18 protein-coding genes and 1 other annotated feature are annotated in these 21,773 nt (G+C 54.1%); of the genes, 7 read left to right on the top strand and 11 right to left on the bottom strand.

Annotation, left to right across the window (positions count from 1 at the left end; genetic code table 11):
• Positions 1-168: 168 nt before the first annotated feature.
• Positions 169-1,104: an RluA family pseudouridine synthase gene (locus A3EQ_RS0120315; protein ID WP_020156984.1), complete on the top strand. Its 936-nt coding sequence runs from the start codon at positions 169-171 to the stop codon at positions 1,102-1,104.
• A 309-nt stretch (positions 1,105-1,413) separates the two neighbouring features.
• On the opposite strand, the gene A3EQ_RS0120300 is transcribed toward A3EQ_RS0120315, so the two are convergent.
• Positions 1,414-2,244 carry an aldo/keto reductase gene (locus A3EQ_RS0120300; RefSeq protein ID WP_020156981.1) on the bottom strand — a complete coding sequence of 277 codons (831 nt, stop codon included), beginning with the start codon at positions 2,242-2,244 and terminating at the stop codon, positions 1,414-1,416.
• Between the two features lie 385 nt (positions 2,245-2,629).
• On the opposite strand from A3EQ_RS0120300, the gene A3EQ_RS0120290 reads away from it, so the two are divergent.
• Positions 2,630-3,412, top strand: a complete 783-nt coding sequence (locus tag A3EQ_RS0120290) for a VOC family protein (RefSeq protein WP_020156979.1) — start codon at positions 2,630-2,632, stop codon at positions 3,410-3,412.
• Positions 3,413-3,719: 307 nt separating this feature from the next.
• On the opposite strand, the gene A3EQ_RS0120285 is transcribed toward A3EQ_RS0120290, so the two are convergent.
• From A3EQ_RS0120285 to A3EQ_RS21950, 6 genes are all read right to left on the bottom strand, one after another.
• Positions 3,720-4,211 carry a DinB family protein gene (locus A3EQ_RS0120285; RefSeq protein WP_020156978.1) on the bottom strand — a complete coding sequence of 164 codons (492 nt, stop codon included), beginning with the start codon at positions 4,209-4,211 and terminating at the stop codon, positions 3,720-3,722.
• Positions 4,212-4,505: 294 nt separating this feature from the next.
• Positions 4,506-4,856, bottom strand: coding sequence for a PTS lactose/cellobiose transporter subunit IIA (locus A3EQ_RS0120275; protein WP_020156976.1), 351 nt, complete (start codon positions 4,854-4,856; stop codon positions 4,506-4,508).
• Between the two features lie 54 nt (positions 4,857-4,910).
• Entirely contained in the window at positions 4,911-6,209 is a 1,299-nt protein-coding gene (locus A3EQ_RS0120270; RefSeq protein ID WP_020156975.1) for a PTS sugar transporter subunit IIC, read from the bottom strand.
• A gap of 32 nt (positions 6,210-6,241) precedes the next feature.
• Positions 6,242-6,562 (bottom strand): PTS sugar transporter subunit IIB, encoded by a 321-nt coding sequence (locus A3EQ_RS0120265; protein ID WP_020156974.1) that lies wholly within the window; start codon positions 6,560-6,562, stop codon positions 6,242-6,244.
• Between the two features lie 14 nt (positions 6,563-6,576).
• A complete protein-coding gene (locus tag A3EQ_RS0120260; protein ID WP_020156973.1) occupies positions 6,577-6,798 on the bottom strand; it encodes a hypothetical protein in 222 nt (73 codons plus the stop codon).
• Between the two features lie 138 nt (positions 6,799-6,936).
• Entirely contained in the window at positions 6,937-9,597 is a 2,661-nt protein-coding gene (locus A3EQ_RS21950) for a sigma 54-interacting transcriptional regulator (protein ID WP_169382743.1), read from the bottom strand.
• A gap of 294 nt (positions 9,598-9,891) precedes the next feature.
• Here A3EQ_RS21950 and A3EQ_RS0120240 point away from each other — a divergent pair, with 294 nt between their 5' ends.
• Positions 9,892-10,395, top strand: coding sequence for a PTS sugar transporter subunit IIA (locus A3EQ_RS0120240; RefSeq protein ID WP_020156969.1), 504 nt, complete (start codon positions 9,892-9,894; stop codon positions 10,393-10,395).
• Between the two features lie 77 nt (positions 10,396-10,472).
• Here A3EQ_RS0120240 and A3EQ_RS0120235 read toward each other — a convergent pair whose 3' ends face one another.
• Both A3EQ_RS0120235 and tyrS read right to left on the bottom strand, forming a co-directional pair.
• Positions 10,473-11,453 (bottom strand): P1 family peptidase, encoded by a 981-nt coding sequence (locus tag A3EQ_RS0120235; RefSeq protein WP_020156968.1) that lies wholly within the window; start codon positions 11,451-11,453, stop codon positions 10,473-10,475.
• Positions 11,454-11,677: 224 nt separating this feature from the next.
• Positions 11,678-12,934 (bottom strand): tyrosine--tRNA ligase, encoded by a 1,257-nt coding sequence (gene tyrS, locus A3EQ_RS0120225; protein ID WP_026500116.1) that lies wholly within the window; start codon positions 12,932-12,934, stop codon positions 11,678-11,680.
• A gap of 207 nt (positions 12,935-13,141) precedes the next feature.
• Positions 13,142-13,353 (bottom strand) — a binding site (T-box leader).
• Positions 13,354-13,456: 103 nt separating this feature from the next.
• Here tyrS and A3EQ_RS0120220 point away from each other — a divergent pair.
• Positions 13,457-16,294 carry a transglycosylase domain-containing protein gene (locus tag A3EQ_RS0120220; protein WP_020156965.1) on the top strand — a complete coding sequence of 946 codons (2,838 nt, stop codon included), beginning with the start codon at positions 13,457-13,459 and terminating at the stop codon, positions 16,292-16,294.
• A 185-nt stretch (positions 16,295-16,479) separates the two neighbouring features.
• Here the strand turns inward: A3EQ_RS0120220 and acsA are convergent, their stop codons facing one another.
• Positions 16,480-18,195, bottom strand: a complete 1,716-nt coding sequence (gene acsA, locus A3EQ_RS0120210; RefSeq protein ID WP_026500115.1) for an acetate--CoA ligase — start codon at positions 18,193-18,195, stop codon at positions 16,480-16,482.
• Positions 18,196-18,502: 307 nt separating this feature from the next.
• Between acsA and A3EQ_RS0120205 the strand changes: the two genes are divergently transcribed.
• The 3 genes from A3EQ_RS0120205 (at position 18,503) to A3EQ_RS0120195 (ending at position 21,003) form a co-directional block, all read left to right on the top strand.
• Positions 18,503-19,138: a GNAT family N-acetyltransferase gene (locus A3EQ_RS0120205; RefSeq protein ID WP_020156962.1), complete on the top strand. Its 636-nt coding sequence runs from the start codon at positions 18,503-18,505 to the stop codon at positions 19,136-19,138.
• Positions 19,139-19,201: 63 nt separating this feature from the next.
• Positions 19,202-19,849: an acetoin utilization AcuB family protein gene (locus A3EQ_RS0120200; protein WP_020156961.1), complete on the top strand. Its 648-nt coding sequence runs from the start codon at positions 19,202-19,204 to the stop codon at positions 19,847-19,849.
• On the top strand, positions 19,846-21,003 hold the full coding sequence (locus tag A3EQ_RS0120195) for an acetoin utilization protein AcuC (protein WP_026500114.1): 1,158 nt from the start codon (positions 19,846-19,848) through the stop codon (positions 21,001-21,003). Before A3EQ_RS0120200 ends, A3EQ_RS0120195 begins: the two co-directional genes overlap by 4 nt.
• Positions 21,004-21,340: 337 nt before the next feature.
• Here A3EQ_RS0120195 and A3EQ_RS0120190 read toward each other — a convergent pair whose 3' ends face one another.
• Positions 21,341-21,616: a hypothetical protein gene (locus A3EQ_RS0120190; protein WP_020156959.1), complete on the bottom strand. Its 276-nt coding sequence runs from the start codon at positions 21,614-21,616 to the stop codon at positions 21,341-21,343.
• Positions 21,617-21,773 lie beyond the last annotated feature (157 nt).

Below are 21,773 nucleotides of genomic sequence, written 5' to 3'. Positions count from 1 at the left end.
GATTTAACGGGAGGTTTCCGTCCCTTTTCGCTGAACGCCCGCGAATCACGGCGGATCCGCTTTTCGGCCATTTTGCGCGGCACAACGCCGGACCACGGCGGTTCCCCAAGCGGACAAAGCGGAAACGGAGATACCAACTGCGGCGGAAAAAGAAAGGCGGTGAACATCATGGAACAGGGTCCGCCGATCCAGTCCTATTTCAAGGTCACCATTCCGAAGGAATGGGCGGGAATGACGGTGGAACAATTGCTCAAGGAAATATGGAACTTCCCGCGAAAATTCCTCCATCTGTACCGGATGAGCGGCCGGCTGTCGCTGAACGGCAAATCGGGACGATTTTCCGACCGGCTGCAGGAAAACGACGAGCTGACCCTGCCGATCTTTGCGGAACCGTCGGCGAAAATCGTCCCGTCGGAAGGGGAAGTTTCGATCCTTTACGAAGATGAGCATTTGCTCGTTGCCAACAAAAAGGCAAACATGCTGATCCATCCGGACGGAAAAACGGTCGAAGGCACTTTGTCCAACATACTTGCCGGTTATCTGGCGAAAAAGGGGGACAGCCGCTATATCCAGGCGGTCCACCGGCTGGACAAGGATACGACGGGGGCGGTTCTTTTCGCCAAACACCCGCTGGCGAAGGCCCTCCTCGACCGACAACTGGCTTCGGGAAAAATCAAGCGGACCTATTATGCCATCGTCCACGGCAGGCTCAAAAACAGCCGGGGGACCATTGCGGAAAAAATCGGCCGCGACCGGCATCATCCGTCCAAACGGAGGGTTTCCCGAACGGGCAGGGAGGCCGTTACCTGCTATGAGGCGATCGGCTACGATGCCGGCCGGGATTTGAGCATCGTTTCCTGCCGCCTGCAGACGGGACGCACCCACCAAATCCGCGTCCATTTTTCCTATATCGGCCATCCCTTGGCCGGGGACGTGTTGTACGGAGGCAAGCCCGTGTTCCCGCGGCAGGCCCTCCACGCCAAATTTTTGACCTTCGTCCATCCTTTCTCCGGAGAGACCATCGAGGTGGAGGCCCCTTATGTGGACGATCCGCCGATTTTCCGCTGGAAGGGTATGGAGCAAAACGGAACAACCGCGGAATAAAAAAGATGGAATGGCCGAAAGGATGAACTGGCTCGGCGAAAAGGTGATCGAGCGGCAAGTTTTGGCGAAGAAAGCAGGGCCGGATTTGACATTTTACCGGGATTGCCTGGCGAAATTCGGACGTTCACATCTTCGCATATCCCTCGGATGCTGAAGGACCCGGAAATGCGGCATCCGGATTTTTCGGCGGAAAAGAAAAAGGCGGGGAACGCCTCAAACGCCCCGCCGGTTGCAAAGGGATAGCCGCGGAAACCCGGAAAAGACAAAGGAAAAGAGCGGAAAAATCCTCCGCTCTTTTTTTAACGGCAATCAGAAGTCCACATGATCCGGGTCTTTGCCGAAACGTTCGTTCCGGTTCAGGCGGTTGATCGCCGCCATATCCTCGTCGCTCAGTTCGAAATCGAAGATATCGGCATTTTCTTTAATCCGCTCCGGATGGACCGACTTCGGGATGACGATGATGTCATTTTGCACATGCCATCTCAAAACCACTTGGGCCGGCGTCTTCCCGTACTTCTCGGCGATCCGCTTCAATTCGGGGAGATCCAAAAGCCGGCCGCGGCCGAGGGGCGACCAGGCCTCCACCTTGATATTGTGCTTGGCGCAAAATTCCCGCAGTTCCTCCTGGGTCAAATAGGGATGGAGCTCCACTTGGTTGACCGTCGGAATTTCATCAAAATGATCCATGATGTCTTGCAAATGATGGATTTGGAAATTGCTGACGCCGATCGCCCGGACCCTTCCTTCCTTATACAGCTCGACAAGGGCCTTCCACGTGTCCAAGTATTTCCCTTTGACCGCCCAATGGATCAAATACAGGTCGATATAGCCGATATCCAATTTTTTCAGACTGGTTTCAAAGGCCCGTAATGTGGAATCATAGCCTTGGTCGCTGTTCCAGACCTTCGTCGTGACAAAGATCTCTTCCCGCGGGATGCCGCTGTCCCGGATGGCGCGGCCAACCCCTTCTTCATTTTCGTAAAGGGCGGCCGTATCGATCAGGCGGTATCCGGTTTCCAAAGCGGTCCTAACGGCGTTGTAGACTTCTTCCCCTTCCTTTACCTTGTACGTACCGAAACCGAAATAGGGCATCTTCACGCCATTATGTAGGACGGTTGTCCCCTGCAATGTTTTCTTCACGTCATTTCCCCCTTTTTTGAATCTATATTTATTTTACAAAAAGGATCGGGCGGAACCAATTCCCGGCACGCAAACCTTCAAATTTTTTTAAATCTTCCCCCTCCGGAAAGGGAAACCCGCCTGCGGGCGGATCGCGGGAGCCATCCGTTCTTTTTGTCCGGAAATTTGCGGAAATTCTGGACGGCGGATCCGTTCCTTTCAGGCTTTCCGCCGATGTTTCCCCGCAAGGATTGCGGGAATTTAACGGACGGCGGGGGGATTTTCCTTTTCTCCGGAACGAAACAACCGGCGCCCGCTCCGGACAAAACAGTCCCCGGAGTGGATTTTTTTCCGGAAATTGTTTTAATATGAAAGCAAAAGACATAACGGAAAGGCGGGGGAAGCGTTGGACTGGAAATTCGATCATCTCGTGCATTTCACCCTTCGACCGGAAGAGGCGAAGGAAAGTTTTGCGGGGCTTGGTTTTCAGGCGATCGAGGGCGGAAGGCACGAAGAATGGGGGACCTACAATTGTCTCTGCTATTTCCGGGATTTAAGATACATCGAATGGATCGGCTTCGCCGACAGGGAACGGGCGGAAAGAAGCGGCAATCCCCTCATCCGGCAAATCGTCAAGGACGCGAAAGACGGGGAAGGGTTTTCCCAAATCGCCATCCGGACGCGGGACATCAAGGAGACGGAAGAAATTTTAAAAAGCAGGGGCTTGCAGCCGGTCGGCCCCTTTCCCGGAAGCCGGCGGGGAAAGGACGGAAGGCCCTTGACCTGGTCCATGCTGTTTGTCCGGGATGAGAAGGAGGACGACTGCCGTTATCCTTTCTTTATCCAATGGGGCGCCGATGAAAGGGAAAGGGAGGCCGGATTGGGAAAGTTCATGATCCACGGCGGGGCGAAACCTTCCCTTTCCGTGATCGGATACGCCGCGGAACGGCCGGAAAACGCGCTCCGGAAGTTCGTCCGCCTGTTCGGGACAGATGCCGGCGCCGCTTCCGGGCAGGACGAATACGGCCCTTATCTCGCTTTGCCTGCAGTCGGGGTGGAACTTCGTTTTTATGAGATTTCCGGGAAGGGCGGCCGTCCGTTTTTCTGCGAAATCAGGGGGACCGGGCAATCCCGGGTCGCCCGGGTCAAAAACGGGACGTACCGCCTCGTTTCCGGCGTCTCCCTTTAAAAAAAAAAGCCGGACCGGACTTGCAAAAAGCAAGGACGGGACCGGCATCATTCATTTTTCCCGGCATTCGATCGAATTTTTTGTGACCCGCACGGCGGACTCGGGTCTTGGCAATACGACCCCTTTCCCATTCGCTACTTTTCATGCAAATTTCTTGGACTTCATCGTTCGATCCCGGGCGGAACCGGCGGACGCCGCTGCCCGGGAAGCGCGTTTCCGCCCGGGGTGCCAGGCCCTTTGGTCGCCCGGCTTTCCTTTAGAAAAATTCCTTCTCTATCACGGATTGGCCGGCTTGTTCTGTTTCTCCTTACGAAAATTGTTCCTCCGTCTGGCCGTAATAAACGGTTCCCGTGTCTACCGGCTGTCCCAACTGTTTGAGATACAGGTGGAACTGGCCGCGATGATGGTGCATATGAGTAATCAGTTGAAACAGATGTTTTTTGGCCGTCGCCGAAGGATAAAACGGACAGGGGAACCGTTTTGTCTCCCATTCCTCATCGGACAAGGAAGCCATCGCGGAAAACAGGGCCGCCATGCCGTGATCCAGCACCGCCCTTAAATCGTCCGCTCCCTTCTCTTCCCGTTCCCCGGTTGATTTTTCTTCCAGTTCCTTCAGCTTTCCGCCCAAAATCAGGGCATAGTCCCCGGGAAGATGATACAGATGGCAGGCCAGCTCCAGCAACGAAAAGGAATTTTCCGCCGGTTTCCATACCTCCTTCCCGGCGGGCCAATAGGTCAAATAATGGGACAAATTTTTGTGCAAAAATTGCAGTTCCTTCACGAAATCTTCCTTTTTCATGGAATCCCCCCTCCCTGGGATAGCCTTTCGACAGCGATCCCGGATTTCCTGCCGAAGTCCCCCTTTCGTCCTCCGGTTCACCCGCTGTCACACCGGCCCATCACTCTCGCCAACGGATTTGTGCCGCCCCCGGCATTCCCCCGCCCTTGCCGGACTTCCGCCCCTTCTTTTGCCGGGCGCCCCGCCGGATACATTCTTTTTTCGCCGATCGTTTCTTATCCATTCAGAAAAAACAAAAAACCCGGAGGTCTTCCGGGTTTTCTGCAGTAGGAGCCCGCGATTCCTTGCCTGCTCCTATTCGTTTTGCCCAAGCTTCTTTTCCAATTCCTCCAGGCGCTTTTCGAACTTTTCGATCTGCCGGATCTGGCGGATCAGCCGCTTAATCAGCTGCAGTTCCGCCTGGGCGGTCATGACATGGTCCTGGGCATGGATCATGAAAAAGCTCGGGACCGTCCCTTCCTCCTGGCTTTGGATCAGCTGGGTTTGAAACTTATGGGCCTTTAAAAATTCTTCGTGGGCCTCCTGGAGCAATTTTTCCGCTTCGTCAAATTGATATTCCTCCGCCTTATCCAAGGCTTCATAAGCCGCCCCCCTGGCGTTTCCGCCATGGAGGATCAGCTGCATCATCGTCTCTTCATAATTCATTCCATCCACTCCTAAATGCTGCAGATTCAAAGCTGTTGCTGATTCCGCGGCGGATTATTCCGCCGCGGCTTGTTCGGCATTGGCCTTTTCACTTTCCGCCAGCTGTTTTTCATAGCGTTTGAAGAACGGATAATAAACCGCAGTGGCGATCAGAACATTCACGATTTGCACCAATCCGGCGAGCACGGATCCGCCGGTGGCGATAAAACCGCCGAAGAAAATCGGCACCGTAAACGGCGGCTGCAAAATGACCGGAGGAAGGATGCCCGTCGCAAACAGGATGTAGTTTAACGTGACGACGATCGCCGGACCCAAGATAAAGGGAATGATCATCAGCGGGTTCAGGACGATCGGCAGACCGAAAATGACCGGTTCGTTAATGTTAAACAACGCCGGAATGATGGCCGTTTTTCCGACTTGCCGGATTTGCGCGGACGCGGAAAACAGCATCAAAATCGTCAAGCCCAAGGTCGTACCGGAACCGCCGATATGGGTAAACATGTGGAAGAAGGGCTCGGTGACGATCCCGGTCGCCTCGGCGCCGTTTTTCACCGCTTCGGCGTTTTCCGCCAATTGGGTCATCCAGAAAGGATAGGCGACGGAAGAAACGACGTTCATTCCGTGGATGCCCAGGGACCACAGGATGAGCATGAGCAAAATCATGCCCAATGCCGCCCAGTACGAGTTGGACGCGGCGACCAGCGGGCTGAACAAATCAAGCACCAATTGGGGTATGGTGACCTTGAAATTCGCCCAGACAATCCAAGCCAAAATCCAGACGAGCGGAAGGATGATCATGAACGGCAGAAGCGCCCTGAACGTCCGCATGACATAGGGCGGAACGCCGTCCGGCATCTTGAAGGTGATGCCTTTATTGAGCAGGAAACGCATAAATTCCGTGGTTAAGATCCCTAAAATAATGGCCACAAACAAACCTTGTCCGCCCAAATAATTCAGGACGTCCCCGAAAGGCACCTTCGTAATGTCGACAACTGGGAAGGCGGTCATGAAAAAGGCAAGCATCGACAAAATGCCGGCCATGACGGCGTCCATGTCTTCCCGGCTCGCCAGGCTGTAACCGACCCCGAAGGCGACGGTCAACGCCATGATCCCGAAGGTGAGATTAAAGGGAAACAGCAATTGCCCTTGTATCGGTTTGACGGCGTTTTCCCACGCATCGATGATGCCCCAGTTCAAAGAGGTCGGCGGGTTGGCGATGATCAAAAACAGGGCTCCGGTGAGGATGACCGGCAATGCGAAGATGACGAAGGCGTCGCGGATCGCTTGCAAATATTTGTTTTGGGCCATCCGACCCAAGGGTTCCATCAAATGGTTTTCCATCCATTCTATCATTTCATTTCCCTCCCGATTTTCTTAACCGTCCTTCATTTATTTAAAATTTTCAATACTTGGTCGAGGACCTTGTCCCCGTCCATCAATGCGAAGGCCCGTTGATCCACCAGTTCTACGGGAATTTGGTGGGCTTCAGCCGTTTTTTCCACTTCCCGCTTCAAGTGGCGCACCTGCGGTTCCAGCAAGGCCACGTCGTATTCTCCCGCCTTTTGTTTAAATTCCCCGGTTCCGCCGGCATGGGCTTCCAAGGCGATGCCCCTTTTTTCCGCAGCTTCCTGCACTTTTTTGGCCAGTTGGCTGGATGTCGCCCCCCAGCTGCATAAAATGATCAATTTGATGGGTTTGTTTTCCATCCAGAACTCTCCTTTCATTTTTTGCCGAGTATCTTTTCCGTCAATTGATCCGCATTTTTGTAATAACCCATTAACCAATAGGAAAACCATGAAGCCAGAAACAGGACGGCCGAAAAAGCGAGGCCGAAGACCAGAAGCGCCGCCGCATGCGGAAAACCGGCAAACGCGGAATAGATTCCGTAACCGATCCAAACCGCCGAAAACGCCAGGGCATAACCGAGGAAAAATCTTTTCAAGCACTCCCCTCCTTTTATATTGATTAAAGTTTCCTTTCATCCTTTTTATTATGCAAATTGCGTGCCAACTGAAAAAAACGCGGCCGGAACAAGGGAAAGGCGGGCAAAAAAATAATGTGTGCAAAAATCTTGCACACATCAGCGGGACAGTCTCACCAATTCTTTTTTGATCAATTCCGGGATCCGGATATGAAAGGTTTTTTCGATTTTTTTCAGCAATGGCTCCCAAACCTTCGCCTCTTCTTCGCTGACGGCGACGGTGCGGTCGATCGGGATGTTTTTCACCAATTGCTCCTCCTGGTTTTGGATCCGGGCGGAAATGATCCGGTCGATCAATCCCCCGATATGCATCCACATCCCCAATTCCCGGTCCGGATCCCAGGAATAGTAGGCCTTTATGGCCGGCATGCATTCCTTCAACAGGCTGGTGATGCTTTTCGGATTGACGCAGGTGACGATTTCTCCCAGCCCCCGGACAATCAGCTGAAATACGTCTTCCTCTTCTTCCTTTTCCCGTTGTTCTTCCATCCTCGGGGCCGGCCTCGTCACCTCAAGCAGCTTGGTGAGCCGGGAGATTCCTTCCTGCTTCAGCAATTCCCAGGCCGGGATGTAGGGAATGCCGGGGAAGGAAACGGGAACGGTTCCGATGATGGCGATCACGTCGTAATATTTTTTCAAATCATGGAGCACGCTCGTATCCTTCGTGATCGGATCGATGCGGACGGGACGGATCAGCACGTCTTCATCGAGGGAGGACAGATGGTTTTCCAGCCACGTCTCCAGCAATTGGGCGGCCCCTTCCCCCGTAAAACAGACGGTTGCGATCATCCTTCGCTTGTTCACGCCGGAACCTTTGATATCCTTTTCCAGCATCAAGGACATCGCCCGTTTCGCCGCCTGATAAACATCTTCGAGGGACATATCGGGGACGAGGGACATCCTCCCCGCTTCGAGGGCCATCGCCAAGTTGACCCCCGGAAGGGTCAGGATCGGCAGATTGAATTCATGTTTGAGCTTGTCCCCCATCGTAATCAAGGAACCGATGTCAACGAGCAAAAGGACGCCTTTTACGCCGGATAGCCCGCTGATCAATTGTTTCACTTTTTCATAGATGTCGAAATAGGAAACATCAAGGGGCATGTCGACGGCGTGGATCACCCGGCTTCCCAACAAGGCATTGGTCATGTCGGCCATGGAAGAGGCGGTGGATTCCCCGTGGGTGACAAGGATCACGGCGATTTTTTGCTCCTCCGGGACGCCGGCCTCCTGCCGGCCGTCGTTTAAAAAGTACGCGATGAGTTCAATTTCTTCCCGCGGCAGAAGCATGCCGGTCCTTTTTTGCACACATTCGGCGAGTTTGTTTGCCGCCAGCCGGTTCGCCTCATCCGGGTGTTGGATGACCGGCAGCGCCTCGTTCGGAGACTCGTGGCCGAAATGGATGCGATAGTTCTGCAAATGCAGTCCGATGACGTAAAGCTGGTTCATGTCGATGCGGATGGAATGCTCCTGGGCCAATATCGTTTTCGCTTCCTTCAAAGCCCCGAGGAGATCTTCATCGATCAAATTTTTCCAGCTATTGTCCGTCGCCCGCCCCGGATACTTTTCCGACAGTTCCCGGATATAGCTGCGGATGACCTTCTCCACCCGCTCCTTATCGTCCGGATTCCGCGAAGCTTGCCTCAAGCGCTGATAAATATTCGGAAAGACAAACTCTCCCCTTTGGGGGCGATTCACATTGATCGTCCGCATCGGCCGCCCCCGGGAAGAATGGTCGGGAATTCCCTCCTTCACCGTTTCCGGAAGGTCCTCCTCCGTGATCGTCACCTGGTCCGCTTTTTGGGTTAAATAACGTAAATAGGCGTTGGCGCAGGCGATCTGGATATCGCTTTTCAACTGCCCGATATTTCCCGGGCAGGGATAGGTCAAAAAGGCTTGCCGGCAAGGATCGGTAATGGCGATATCCGCGTTCATTTTCCCCGCTTCTTCCCTCAAAAAGTGGTCGATCAGCGCCTTTCTTTCTTCCGCCGTCCGTTCCCGAAGCGGGGGAAGATGGAGCTTCACCGAAAACCGCCGCAAAAGGGCGGGAAGGAGCACCTTCCCCGGGTCCTCCGTCGTCGCGCCCACGAGGGTCACATTCGCCTTCCGCACCTTCGTCGTTTCCCCGAGCCTGCGGTACACCCCTTTATCCATCAAATAAAAGAGCATTTCCTGTCCGGAAGGGGGAAGCCGGTGGATCTCGTCCAAAAAGAGGATCCCGCCGTCGGCCTGTTCGACAAGGCCCATTTTATCCTCGGTCGCCCCGGTAAAGGCCCCTTTTTTAATGCCGAATATTTGACCGACGAGAAGTTCCGAATTGTGGGCGTAATCGGCGCAGTTAAACACGATGAACGGGATTTGCCGGTTGGCCTTTTCGCTGATCAATTTGGAAAGGGTCTCGGCCAGATGGGTTTTCCCCGTTCCCGTTTCCCCCGTCAACAATATGGGAAGGGATTTGCCCGGATACAGCAGGGCGGCAAGGCCGGCTTCGACAATCGGCTGCAAGCTCCCCTGCGATTCCGGCGGCAGGGAGAAATCCCCCCCGGCGTACGGAAAGGTCTTCGCGGCGGATGCAGTTTTGTATTTCACCGGTTTTCCCGGGATTTTCACCACCTTCCCCTGCCTTTCCAAATCATTTAAATAACGGCTTGCTGTTGTCCGGTCTATCTTCAGGAAATCGCCGAGTTCTCGGGCGGAAACGCCTTGCCCCGTTTTTTCCTCCAATCGTTCCAACGCTTCGTAGATCTGCTTCAGTCGGTACATCGTTGCCACCTCATCGAAACCGGGTTTCGGATATTGAAAGATAAGGAAAATTGTGATATTATTCACATCAAAAGTTATATTTTGCATACGCTGGATCTTCCCATTCAGTATATCATATTTTTAAACGTTTTCACACGATCGGAACCGGGGCCGCTCCGGGGCGGGAGCGGCCGGTTTCTTTTGATCCGCAAAAATTTAAGCCCGGGGACAAGGGATGTGCCGGCGTTTGCTTGGGTTTTCTTTTTGAAAAGGTGTATAATACTTCTGTGACATTTTTTTGGGAGGGTCTTTTCATTGTTTAAAAAATGGTTCGGCAAAAATAAATCTTCAGGAAATGACAATTTTCAAGTTTTTGCCCCTCTTTCCGGGGAAACGGTTCCCCTGGAAAAGGTGCCGGATCCGGTTTTTTCCCAAAAAATGATGGGTGAGGGCATCGCAATCCGGCCTTCGGAAGGGAAGGTGGTTTCCCCGGCGGACGGAGAAATCCTTCAAGTCTTCCCGACCAAGCACGCCCTCGGAATAAAGGCGGAAAACGGGGCGGAAATCCTGATCCATATCGGGCTGGAAACCGTCGCTTTAAAAGGAACCGGCTTCACGGTCCATGTGGAGGCGGGAAATAAAGTAAAAAAAGGCGATCTGCTCGTCACATTTGATCTGGATTATATCGCCAAAGAAGCAAAAAGCACCATTACGCCCGTGATCATTACGAATCCGCAAGATTTCCGATCGGTCGCCCCCGTCGCGCCGGAACGGGTGGAAGCCGGGAAGGACGCGGTGCTGGAACTGGCGAAAAAATAGTGAAAACACGGCAAAAGCTCCCTTCGGATGAAGGGAGCTTTTTTGCCGGGAGGAAAACGGCAACGCAAAACCGGGCATTACGAATCGTTTCCGGACTTCTTTTCCAAATCGCCGAAACTGACATAGCCGTGCAGGGAGCGGGCCTTTTTCACCGCGCGGACCACGGCCCTTTCCACGCATTTGACCGCCAGAACGCCGACGGCGTGGATGTCCGCCTCGGCTTCCCCCGTCGCCATGGCGAAGATCGTATCCCCGTCGTACATCGTATGAACCGGACGGATCGTCCGGGCGAATCCGTCATGGGCCATCTGGGCGATCTTGGCCGCCTGGCCCTTCGTCAATTTGGCGTTGGTGGCCACGACGCCGATGGTCGTGTTCCCGTTCAGCAAATGGGGATTGGACGCGCCGTTCATGATTTCCGCTTCCGTCGACAAAAATTTTCCTTCCCGGAAATCATAGAGCCCGGCCACGGTTTTCCCCGTTTCCGGATCCACCACGTCGCCCAAGCAATTGACGGCGACGAGGGCGCCGACTTGCAGGGGGCCGGCCTGCAGCGCGTACATTCCGAGCCCTCCCTTCATGGCGAATGAAGGCCCGTACAGCTTGCCGACGGTCGCCCCCGTGCCCGCCCCGACCGTCCCTTCTTCGGTGTTGTCCTTGGAAGCGTTTCGGCAAGCTTCATAGCCCATCCCCATGTCAGGACGGACGCCGGGATCCCCCAAATTCAGATCGAAAAGGACGGCGGCCGGAACGATCGGCACCTTCCCCACGCCCACATCGAGCCCGATGTTTTTTTCTTCCAAATAGCGCATGACCCCTGACGCCGCATCGAGCCCGAAGGCGCTTCCGCCGGTCAGCAGGACGGCGTGGACGTGTTCGACGAGATGGATCGGGTTCAAAAGATCCGTTTCCCTCGTCCCCGGCGCGCTTCCCCGCACGTCGACGCCCGCCGCAGCCCCTTTTTCACAGAGGACGACGGTACAGCCCGTTCCCGCCTCCAGATTTTGGGCATGGCCGACCTTGATATGATCGATTTTCGCAAAGGGAATTTCCCGCATCCCTTTTCCCCCCTTAAAAACGATGATTCATCCCGCTGTACAATCCGCCGAACTTCCGCACGCTGTGGACGGGAATTAAAGAAAAATTTCGAAAACGCCGCGCCGGATTCCTGCCGGGGGCGGCCCGCCGGCCGCGGGGGAAGGGGCCGTTTGACCAAAAATCCCACTCCCTCTTCCCCGTTCCGGCGGGCTTCCACAGACTAACAAAGGATTTCACAGGGATTTTACGCCCGGATGAGGAAATATTTCTTCTTTCCCCGGCGGATGATGATGAATTGATTTTCAATCTTGTCTTTTCCGGAAACCGTATATTGGAGATCGGTAATCCGGTCCCCGTTAATATAGATGGCGCCGTTGGCAATGTCTTCCCTCGCCTGGCGCTTCGACGGCGAGATGTTGGCCTGTACCAGAAGATCGACGAGCGGGATTTCCGGCTCGGTTAACGTGTAGGAAGGCACATCCTTAAATCCTTGCTTCACCTCATCGGCGGTTAATTTTTTCAAATCGCCGGAGAACAGGGCCACGGATATTTTTACCGCCTGTCGGAGGGCCTTATCCCCGTGGACGAGCCTTGTCACCTCTTCGGCGAGGGCTTTTTGGGCCAGCCGTTTTTCCGGCATTTCTTGCGTCGCCCGTTCCAGTTCCCCGATTTCTTCCTTGGAAAGGAAGGTGAAATATTTCAAATATTGGACGACGTCCCGGTCATCGGTATTAATCCAGAATTGATAAAATTCGTAGGGCGTCGTTTTCTCCGGATCCAGCCAGACCGCGCCGCCTTCCGTTTTACCGAATTTGGTTCCGTCGGCCTTCGTTACGAGGGGAACCGTCATGCCGAAAACTTTCGCATCCTGCGTCTTCTTCCGGATCAGTTCCAATCCCGCCGTAATGTTCCCCCATTGGTCGCTTCCGCCGATTTGCAGCTGGCAGTTTTCCTTTTCGTACAAATTCAAAAAATCGACGGATTGCAAGATCATATAGCTGAATTCGGTGAAGGAAATGCCCCCCTCGATCCGCGACTGCACCGAGTCCTTCGCCAGCATATAGTTTACGCTGAAGTTTTTCCCGATGTCCCGTAAAAACGTGATGACGTCCATTTCCCCGATCCAGTCATAGTTGTTGGCCAAAATGGCCGGATTGTCCGGACGGTCGAAATCGAGGAAGCGGGAGAGCTGTTCCTTGATCCGTTCGCTCCAGTGCCGGACGACATCCACCGAATTCAGCGACCGCTCCGATTTTTTCCCGCTCGGGTCGCCGATGAGGCCGGTCGCCCCGCCCACGAGGGCGATCGGCTGATGTCCCGCCAGCTGGAAACGGCGCAAGGTTAAGATCGGGAGCAAATGGCCGATGTGCAGGCTGTCCGCCGTCGGGTCGAAGCCGCAGTACAATTTGATCCTGTTTTCGTTCAGCAGCTTTTGCAGCCCTTCTTCGTCGGTTACCTGGTTGATTAGTCCCCTGAATTTCAAGTCTTCAAACAAGTTCATCCTGCATCCCTCCAAAAGGTTGTTCGATGTATTGCTTCTTTTTCGCCGGATAAACCGGCAAAAACCGATGTTCTTTTTAAAACGGGCCGTGGCGCCGGATGGGAATTCGGGTCCGGACCATCCGGCGAAACCGAAGGCCTTTTTCATCTCCCGGCGGACAGGTCCGGCGGCATTTTTTCCCGATTCATAAAAAAATCCCTTCGTAAACGAAGGGACGAATAAAATCCGCGGTACCACCCAACTTGAGGAAAACTCCTCCACTTTGAAAGATAACGGTTTTTCCCGTCCACTGCTACTTCCATGTTCACAGTGAATGCTCCAGGGGGTAATTCATTCTTCTATTTGTGCTGATTCGCACCGGCCATCAGCTCTCTGAAAACAGGGATAGAAGAACTACTGGCCCCTGTCATCGCCCGAATATGGAACGTTTCTTACCAATTACATTTAGCATAAGAAAGATATTCTTGTCAAATCTCCGCCCCCATCTATGCTATAATGGATATGATTTTAGGGGGAATGCGCATGGGAAATGAAAGATGGGATAAAGTAAAGTCCCTGTATGCTGTCATCAAGGAAAGGGTTACCGACCCAAAAACTTTGAAATTATTTCGCATTACTTATTCCGTGGTTTGGAATCTCCTCCTTCTTTTCATGATTTTCGCGGTTCTCGGCATCGCCGCGGCGGCCGGGGTGGGCGCCGGATACTTCGCCTCCCTCGTCAAGGATGAAAAGATCCGCTCCTACGAAAGCATGAAAAAGGATATTTACGATTATGAAGAACCGTCGGAAGTTTATTTTGCCGGCAATGAATATTTAGGGAAACTTCGTTCGGATGTGGAACGGGAAGAGGTAAAAATCGGCCAGGTTTCCGAATATCTCATAAAGGCGGTCATTGCCACCGAAGACGAAAACTTCATGGAGCATAACGGGGTCGTCCCGAAGGCGGTAATGCGCGCCCTGTTCCAGGAAGTGAGCAACTCCGCCGTCCAATCCGGCGGAAGCACCTTGACCCAGCAATTAATTAAAAACCAAATTTTAACGAATGAAGTTTCCTTTGAACGGAAGGCGAAAGAGATTTTGCTCGCCCTCCGGCTGGAAAAATTTTTCAGCAAAGAGGAGATCTTGGAAGCCTACTTGAATGTGGCCCCCTTCGGGCGAAATTCCTCGGGGAAAAACATCGCGGGAGTCCAGGCGGCCGCCAAGGGAATCTTCGGCGTGGACGCGAAGGATTTAAATCTTCCGCAGGCGGCCTACATCGCCGGCCTTCCCCAAAGCCCGTTCCGCTACACGCCCTTTACCAAAGAAGGCAAGCTGAAGGAGCAAAAATACCTGCAGTACGGCTTGAACCGTTACAAAACCGTGTTGAAACGGATGTATGAAACGAAGGCCATTTCCAAAAAAGAATATGAAGAGGCCCTGAAATACGACATCGTCAAAGATTTCATCCCGCCGCAAAAATCACCGCTGGAAAAATATCCTTATTTGACGATGGAAGTGGAACGGCGGGCCGTGGAAATCTTGATGAAAAAACTTTATACCGAAGACGGCTACACCGATGAAGACATCGAAAACAGCGAGGTCCTGTACCGGCAATATCAATCGCTGGCCTACAAGAATCTCCGGCAAAACGGCTACAAAATTTACACGACGATCGACAAGGAGATTTACGACAAATGGCAGCAAGTGGTAAAAAACTTTAATGGCTACGGCCCCGATCTCCGGGAAACGGTGGACGATCCGGAAACCGGGGAAAGGAAAACCGTGGCGGAGCCGATGGAAGTGGGGGCCGTTTTAATCGAGAACAAAACGGGGAAAATCCTCAGCTTCGTCGGCGGCAGGGATTACGAGCGGGAAAATTTGAACCACGCCACCCAGGCCTACCGGCAAAACGGTTCGACGATGAAGCCGCTCCTCGTCTACGGCCCGGCGATCGACATGGGGATCGCCTCCCCCGGTTCGGTCCTGGCGGACGTGCCCCTGGCCATTCCGACGGGAAGCGGCGTGTACCGGCCGTCCAACTTCACCAAAAACCGGTATTACGGCCTCGTTCCCGCCCGGGAGGCGCTGAAACATTCGTACAACGTTTCCGCCGTCTACCTGTATCAAAAGGTATTGCCGAAAAACCCCGTAGAGCATTACTTGGAAAAAATGAAGTTTTCCAAATTGACGCCGTCCGATTACTCCAACTTGTCGATGGCACTCGGGGCGCTGGGATACGGGGTTTCCGTCGAAGAAAACACGAACGCCTTCAGCACCTTCGCCAACGGCGGGAAATTTGTCGATGCCTACATGATCGAAAAAATCGTCGACGGCGAAGGAAAGGTCATTTACGAGCACAAAAGCGAACCGGTCGAAGTCTACTCCCCGCAGGCCAGCTATTTAACCATCGATATGATGCGGGATGTGGTAAGGGGCGGGACGGCAAGGGCCCTTCCAAGCTATTTGAAGTTTTCCGCCGACTGGGCGGGCAAGACGGGGACGTCCCAGGAGACGAGGGACATCTGGTTCGTCGGTTTGAACCCCAACGTCACGGCCGGCATTTGGATGGGCTATGACACGCCGAAAACGATCCCCGGATCCTACCGGAGCGTCCACCTCCGCCTGTGGGCCCAGCTGATGAACGCGGCCTACGATGCGGATCCGGATTTCATCGCCCCGAAGGAACGGTTCCGAATGTCCGGAGGAATCGTCAAGCGGACCTATTGCGCGGTCTCCGGCCTCCTTCCTTCGGCGGCATGCGCGAAAGCCGGGTTGACCGCTTCCGACTATTATATCGCCAAATACGCTCCGACAAAAACGGATGACAACCTGATCCTGGGGAAATATGTGGCGATCGGCGGCAAAAAATATCTTGCCCTGGATTCGACCCCGAGGGAATTCGTTCAGGAAGGATGGATCCTCCGCCCCGAATTCGTCAAAGAAATGGCGCCGAACTTGAAGGATCCGCGGCAATTGCTGCCGAACACGGGCAGATGGTCCAAAATTTTAATCCCGGATGCGGTCATGGAAGAAAACGGAAAGATTCCTTCTCCCGTAAACATCACAATGTCCGGGCAAACCATCCGCTGGAAGGCCCATCCGGAAAAGGATATCGTCGGCTACCGGGTTTACCTGGTGAACAACGGGGAAAAGGTGCGGGTGCTGGCCAGCATCCGGGCGGGGGAACAGCTCGCTTTCCCGGTCCGCGGATCCGGGCAGTTCGCCGTGACGGCCGTGGATATAGCCGGGAAGGAATCGCCGTTGAGCAACATCGTCGCCGCCGGCTCCTTCCGGAACGAAAGCGGCCCCGGCAATCAGGGAGATCCCCCCGGCACTTCCCCGGTTGTTCCCGGGGAACCGCCTCCCTCATCCGGAGAATGAGGGAGGATGGCCGCTTTTCCCCGCGGGCGATCCGGGGACGCCCGGGACGGACTCCCGATTCTTGGCAATCCGATTTCTTCCGCGATGATAGAAGGAAACCCCGTTCCGAACGTTTCGGAACGGGGTTGCTTTTTTCAGCCGAACCCTCCGGCGGCAAGGGCGGTTTCCCGAAAATCCGCTTCCCGTCAATCTTCCATTGTGGACAAATCCCCGGCGGGGAGATTCAGTTCCCACGCCTTCAGCACCCGGCGCATGATTTTTCCGCTCCGGGTTTTCGGAAGTTTGTCGCGGAATTCGATTTCCCGCGGCGCGGCGTGGGCGGCGAGCCCCTGCCGGACAAATTGGCGGATTTCTTCTTTCAATTCCTCGGAAGGTTCGTACCCCTCCCGCAGGGAAATGAAGGCTTTGATGATTTCCCCCCTCACCGGATCCGGCTTGCCGATGACGCCGGCTTCGGCGACGGCGGGGTGCTCGACCAGCTTGCTTTCCACTTCAAAGGGGCCGACCCGCTCGCCGGAAGTAAGAATGACATCGTCTTTTCTCCCTTGGAACCAGAAATATCCATCTTCGTCCATATAGGCGGTATCTCCGGAAATATACCATCCGTTCGGGAGGAAGTAGGATTCATATTTGGCGGGGTTGTTCCAAATTTGCCGCATCATGGACGGCCAGCCTTTTTTAATCGCCAAATTGCCCATCCGGTACGGGGGCAGCTCGTTCCCCTGATCATCGACGATGGCCGCCTCCACCCCGGGAATCGGTCTTCCCATCGAGCCCGGGCGGATCTCCATGCACGGATAATTGCTGATTAAAATCGCTCCCGTTTCCGTCATCCACCAAGTATCATGGATCCGCCGCCCGAACACTTTATACCCCCAGCGGATCACCTCCGGGTTCAGCGGCTCGCCGACGCTTAAAATATGGCGCAGGGAGGATAGATCATATTTTTTGACCAGCTCGTCCCCGGCGCCCATCAGCATCCGGAATGCCGTCGGGGCGCTGTACCAAACCGTCACCCGGAAATCTTCGATCGTTTTATACCAGTCATCGGGGCTGAACCGGCCGCCGACAATCACGCTGGATGCGCCGTTCAGCCATGGGGCGAACACGCCGTAAGAAGTCCCCGTCACCCAGCCCGGGTCGGCGGTGCACCAATAAACATCGTCTTCCTTCAAATCCAGCACCCATTTTCCGGTCGCGTAATGCTGGATCATGGCGTTATGAACATGGAGCACGCCCTTCGGTTTCCCCGTCGAACCGGAGGTGTAATGAAGGATTAAACCGTCCTCCCGGCCGACCCAGGTGATGTCCAAATGCCTGTCGGCCTCGGCCATGCGCCTGTTGAAATCGGCGATCCGATCCGTTTCTTCAATCTTTTCCCCGACGAGCAAGATCTTTTTCAAATCCGGCAGATCTTGGACGGGGACCCTTTTGTACAGTTCGGGATTCGTGACGAGCACTTTCGCGCCGCTGTCCTGCAGGCGGTCGCGGACGGCGCCTTCCATGAAGGCCTCAAACAGCGGCCCCACGATCGCCCCTAGCTTGATGGCCCCGAGCAGGGCGAAGTACAATTCCGGAGAACGGGGCAGAAAGATGAAGACCCGGTCCCCCTTTTCCACGCCCATATCCTTTAAAACGTTGGCCGCCTTGTTGGTCAATTCTTTCATTTCCTTAAACGTATACTTTTCGTAACGGTTCTGGTCCCGGAAATAAAGGGCGATCTTGTTTTTGCGGAATCCCTCCGCATGACGGTCAATCGCCTCGTAGGCCATATTGACTTTTCCCGTCTTATGCCAGGAAAAGTCCGCTTCGATCGTTTCCCAGCGAAAATTCCGATAGGCTTCTTCATAGTTCTTCAGATTGTAGTCCCCTTGTTTGACCGGCAGCGTTTCCAATTTCAAACCCATTCACCCCTCTGTTAACGTTTACAAAGATTATTATAGTATAGAAAACTACAATTCTCAATTTTTGTTTTTCCCCGTTTTTTCATTCATTTGTAAATCTTTCGCCAACATCTTGTTCCCCTCCTCCGCCGGTTCCTGTTATACTAATGTTGAGTAAGGGCTTTCATCCGGCACGGACGGCAGCGGCGCGTTCCGGCAAAAGCCGCGCCATTTTCCGTCGCGCTTCCGTTGCAAACAATCCCGCCCAGCGAATCCTTTCCCTTCGCTTTTCAATCTTTTGATCCGCTTGAAAGGGGTGGCGGCAGTGGAGCATCCGAAGAAATATTTTTCAAAAAAACTGGAACTGAAAAACGGAAAGACGTTGGTCATTGAAGGTCCCGTTCAGCCCGGGCACATCGCCGGCCTGAAATTCCATGAAGGGCTGGTGGCTTTCCGCGAACCGGAAGAACAGAAGGAAGCCCTGATCGGAATCGCCCGATTGGAAGAAGGCCGGATCATCATCGCCAGAGACGAAGATACCATCGTCGGCTACGTCACCTTCCATTATCCGGACCCGCTGGAACGATGGGCGGAAGAAAAAATGGAAAATTTATTGGAGCTGGGGGCCATTGAAGTGGCGCCTCCCTACCGCGGCCAATCCGTCGGGAAGGAAATGCTGCGGCTGGCCATGATGGACGAGGCGATGGAAAATTACATTATCATCACGACGGAATATTACTGGCACTGGGATTTGAAGGGAACCGGGCTGGACGTTTGGGAATACCGGAAGGTGATGGAAAAAATGATGAACGCGGGCGGGCTCGTATGGTTTGCCACCGATGATCCGGAGATCTGTTCCCACCCGGCAAACTGTCTGATGGTCCGCATCGGAAAAAACGTGGACCGGGAATCCATCGAAAAATTCGACAGGCTCCGTTTCCGGAACCGGTACATGTACTGATACCGCCTTGGCCCGGGCGGGGCTCGCCTTTCGCCAGACCCTTTTTTCGCGAGGTGAACAAGGATGCTCGTTGAAGATATGATGGTCAAAGACGTCCACACGTTAAAAGAAACCGATCCGATCGAAAGGGCCCTTCGGTTGATGAAGGAAAAGAAGATCCGCCACATCCCCGTCGTAGACGGCGAAAAACGGGTGATCGGGATCGTCACGGACCGGGATATCCGGTCGGCCGTCCCGTCGGTTTTTTATTCGCGGGAACATGAAGAAGTGTTCCAAATGCCGGTGAAAAGCATCATGAAACGGGATGTCATCACCGTCCACCCCCTCGATTTTGTCGAAGACGCCGCGGTCGTCCTGTTTGAAAATCGAATCGGCTGCCTGCCCGTTGTCAAGGAAAACCGCCTGGTCGGCATCATCACCCAGACGGATGTGCTCGAGGCCTTCATTCAGCTGGTCGGCGCCAACCAGCCGGGAAGCCGCATCGAAGTCCGGGTCCCGAATCGGGCGGGGATGCTCCATGAAGTGGCCGGTCTGATCCGGGAACATCACGTGAACATTCACAGCGTGCTCGTCTATCCGGACAAAAAGGGCAGCGACGATAAGATTCTCGTTTTCCGGCTCGGAACCATGAATCCCCGTCCGATCGCGGACAAAATCCGCGAAAAGGGGTTCGCTGTCCTTTGGCCCGTTCCCCCGGAGATGAAATCATGAAAGACCGCGCGGTTTTCGTCTACTCCGACCGGCTGCTCGCCTACAAGTTTCACGATCATCATCCCTTCAATCAAAAAAGGGTTTTCCTCACCTTGGATCTCTTGAAACATTGCGGTGCGATCGGGGAGGAACAAATCGTCCCCCCGAGGATGGCGACGGAGGAAGAGCTGAGGCTCGTCCACGACCAAACCTATATCGAAGCGGTGAGGAAAGCCGGGGAAGGCAGGCTGTCGGAGGAAGAAGGGGAAAGCTTCGGCCTCGGCACGGAGGATACCCCCATGTTCCCGAACATGCACGAAGCCGCCTCGTGGATCGTCGGGGGGACGCTGACGGCGGCGGATGCGGTCATGGGCGGGGCCGGCATCCATGCCTTTCACCCCGGGGGCGGCCTCCATCACGGTTTTCCCGGAAAAGCCTCCGGATTCTGCATATACAACGACTGTGCCATCGCCATAAAATATGTGCGGGAAAAATACGGAGCAAAAGTCCTGTATGTGGATACCGACGCCCATCACGGCGACGGCGTGCAATGGACCTTTTACGACGATCCGAACGTCTGCACCGTCTCCTTTCACGAAACGGGGCGCTACCTCTTTCCAGGGACGGGGAGCGTCTACGAGCGGGGGGTCGGGAAAGGTTACGGCTACAGCTTCAACATTCCCTTGGACGCCTTTACCGAGGATGAATCCTGGTTATACGCCTACCGGAAGGTTATCATGGAAATTGCGGATTTTTTCCGGCCGGATGTCCTGATCACCCAAAACGGAGCCGACGCCCATTATTTTGATCCGCTGACCCATCTCCACGCCTCGACGGCCATTTACCGGGAAATACCCAAGCTCGCCCACGAAATTGCCCATCGCTATTGCGGTGGGCGGTGGATCGCCCTCGGCGGCGGCGGCTACGACATCTGGCGGGTCGTTCCCCGGGCTTGGTCTTTTCTTTGGTTGGAAATGGCGGGACTTCCGTCCCCCGCCGGGCCCTTGCCGAAGGGATGGGTGGAAAAATGGCAAAAGCACGCTCCTGTCCCCCTCCCCGCCCAATGGGACGACGACCGCTCGGCCTTCCCCGTCATCCCGAGGAAAAAAGAGATCGAAGAAAAAAACCGGCAAACCGTTGAAAGGATTTTGAGCATGATCGGCCGGCAAAAATAGCTGCCGAAAAATGAATGGAAACGCACCCGCAGGGAAAACCGGATTGCATCCGGGGAATTTGAGTCAAGCGTATGCGGGCAATTCTTTACCCCATGCCGGAAATGTATACCGATACATTCGTTCAGGGCTCCCGTCTTGGTCAATATTCTGCGTCTTTAAACAAACAGCGCTTTTAGCGCATTGTATGTATGCGTATCTGCCTTGTTTTTATGAGCGGGAGGTTATTTCTTGCTGATTCTCCAACCGTGCCCGTCCTTCCGAAGTCCAAGTAACGTTCCGGAAGATAGACATCTTCTCCGGTTTCCGGTCACGGTAATCGTTTCGCTTTGCCTTAATTTCACCAAAGAGGCTGCCGGTCTGGAGCTTTCGCTAATCGGGCAGCCGAAATCGTTTTTTTATTCCATTCTTCGGCAATCTGTTGATCCATGACCTCCAATAGAATTTTCAAGACCGTTGAAAAGATTTCCTGCAATTTTCCCCAAAGGATCTTCTCAATAATTTGGGGATTCATTTGGTCACGAGGGATACTCCTTTGATATTCTTTTCCCTGAGGGACAACGCGGGAACACAAAACGGTGGTCACCCGCGATCCGGCTTTGATCTTCTTTTCCATGAGGGACAACTCCTTTCTGGTGCCAATGTTCTTATGCAATTATGCTACCAAGGAGCGGTCCTCTTTTTCGTTGTATTTGGACCTTTCCTTCCTTTCCTGCCGCCCTTACGCTTGGTTTTCCCTTCCTAGGTAAAAGTTCTTTGATCACAGGGTTGGT

The sequence above is a fragment of the Caldibacillus debilis DSM 16016 genome, assembly GCF_000383875.1.
In the GTDB taxonomy this organism is placed as follows: Bacteria; Bacillota; Bacilli; order Bacillales; family Caldibacillaceae; genus Caldibacillus; species Caldibacillus debilis.
This window is presented reverse-complemented; position numbering and strand designations above follow the sequence as displayed.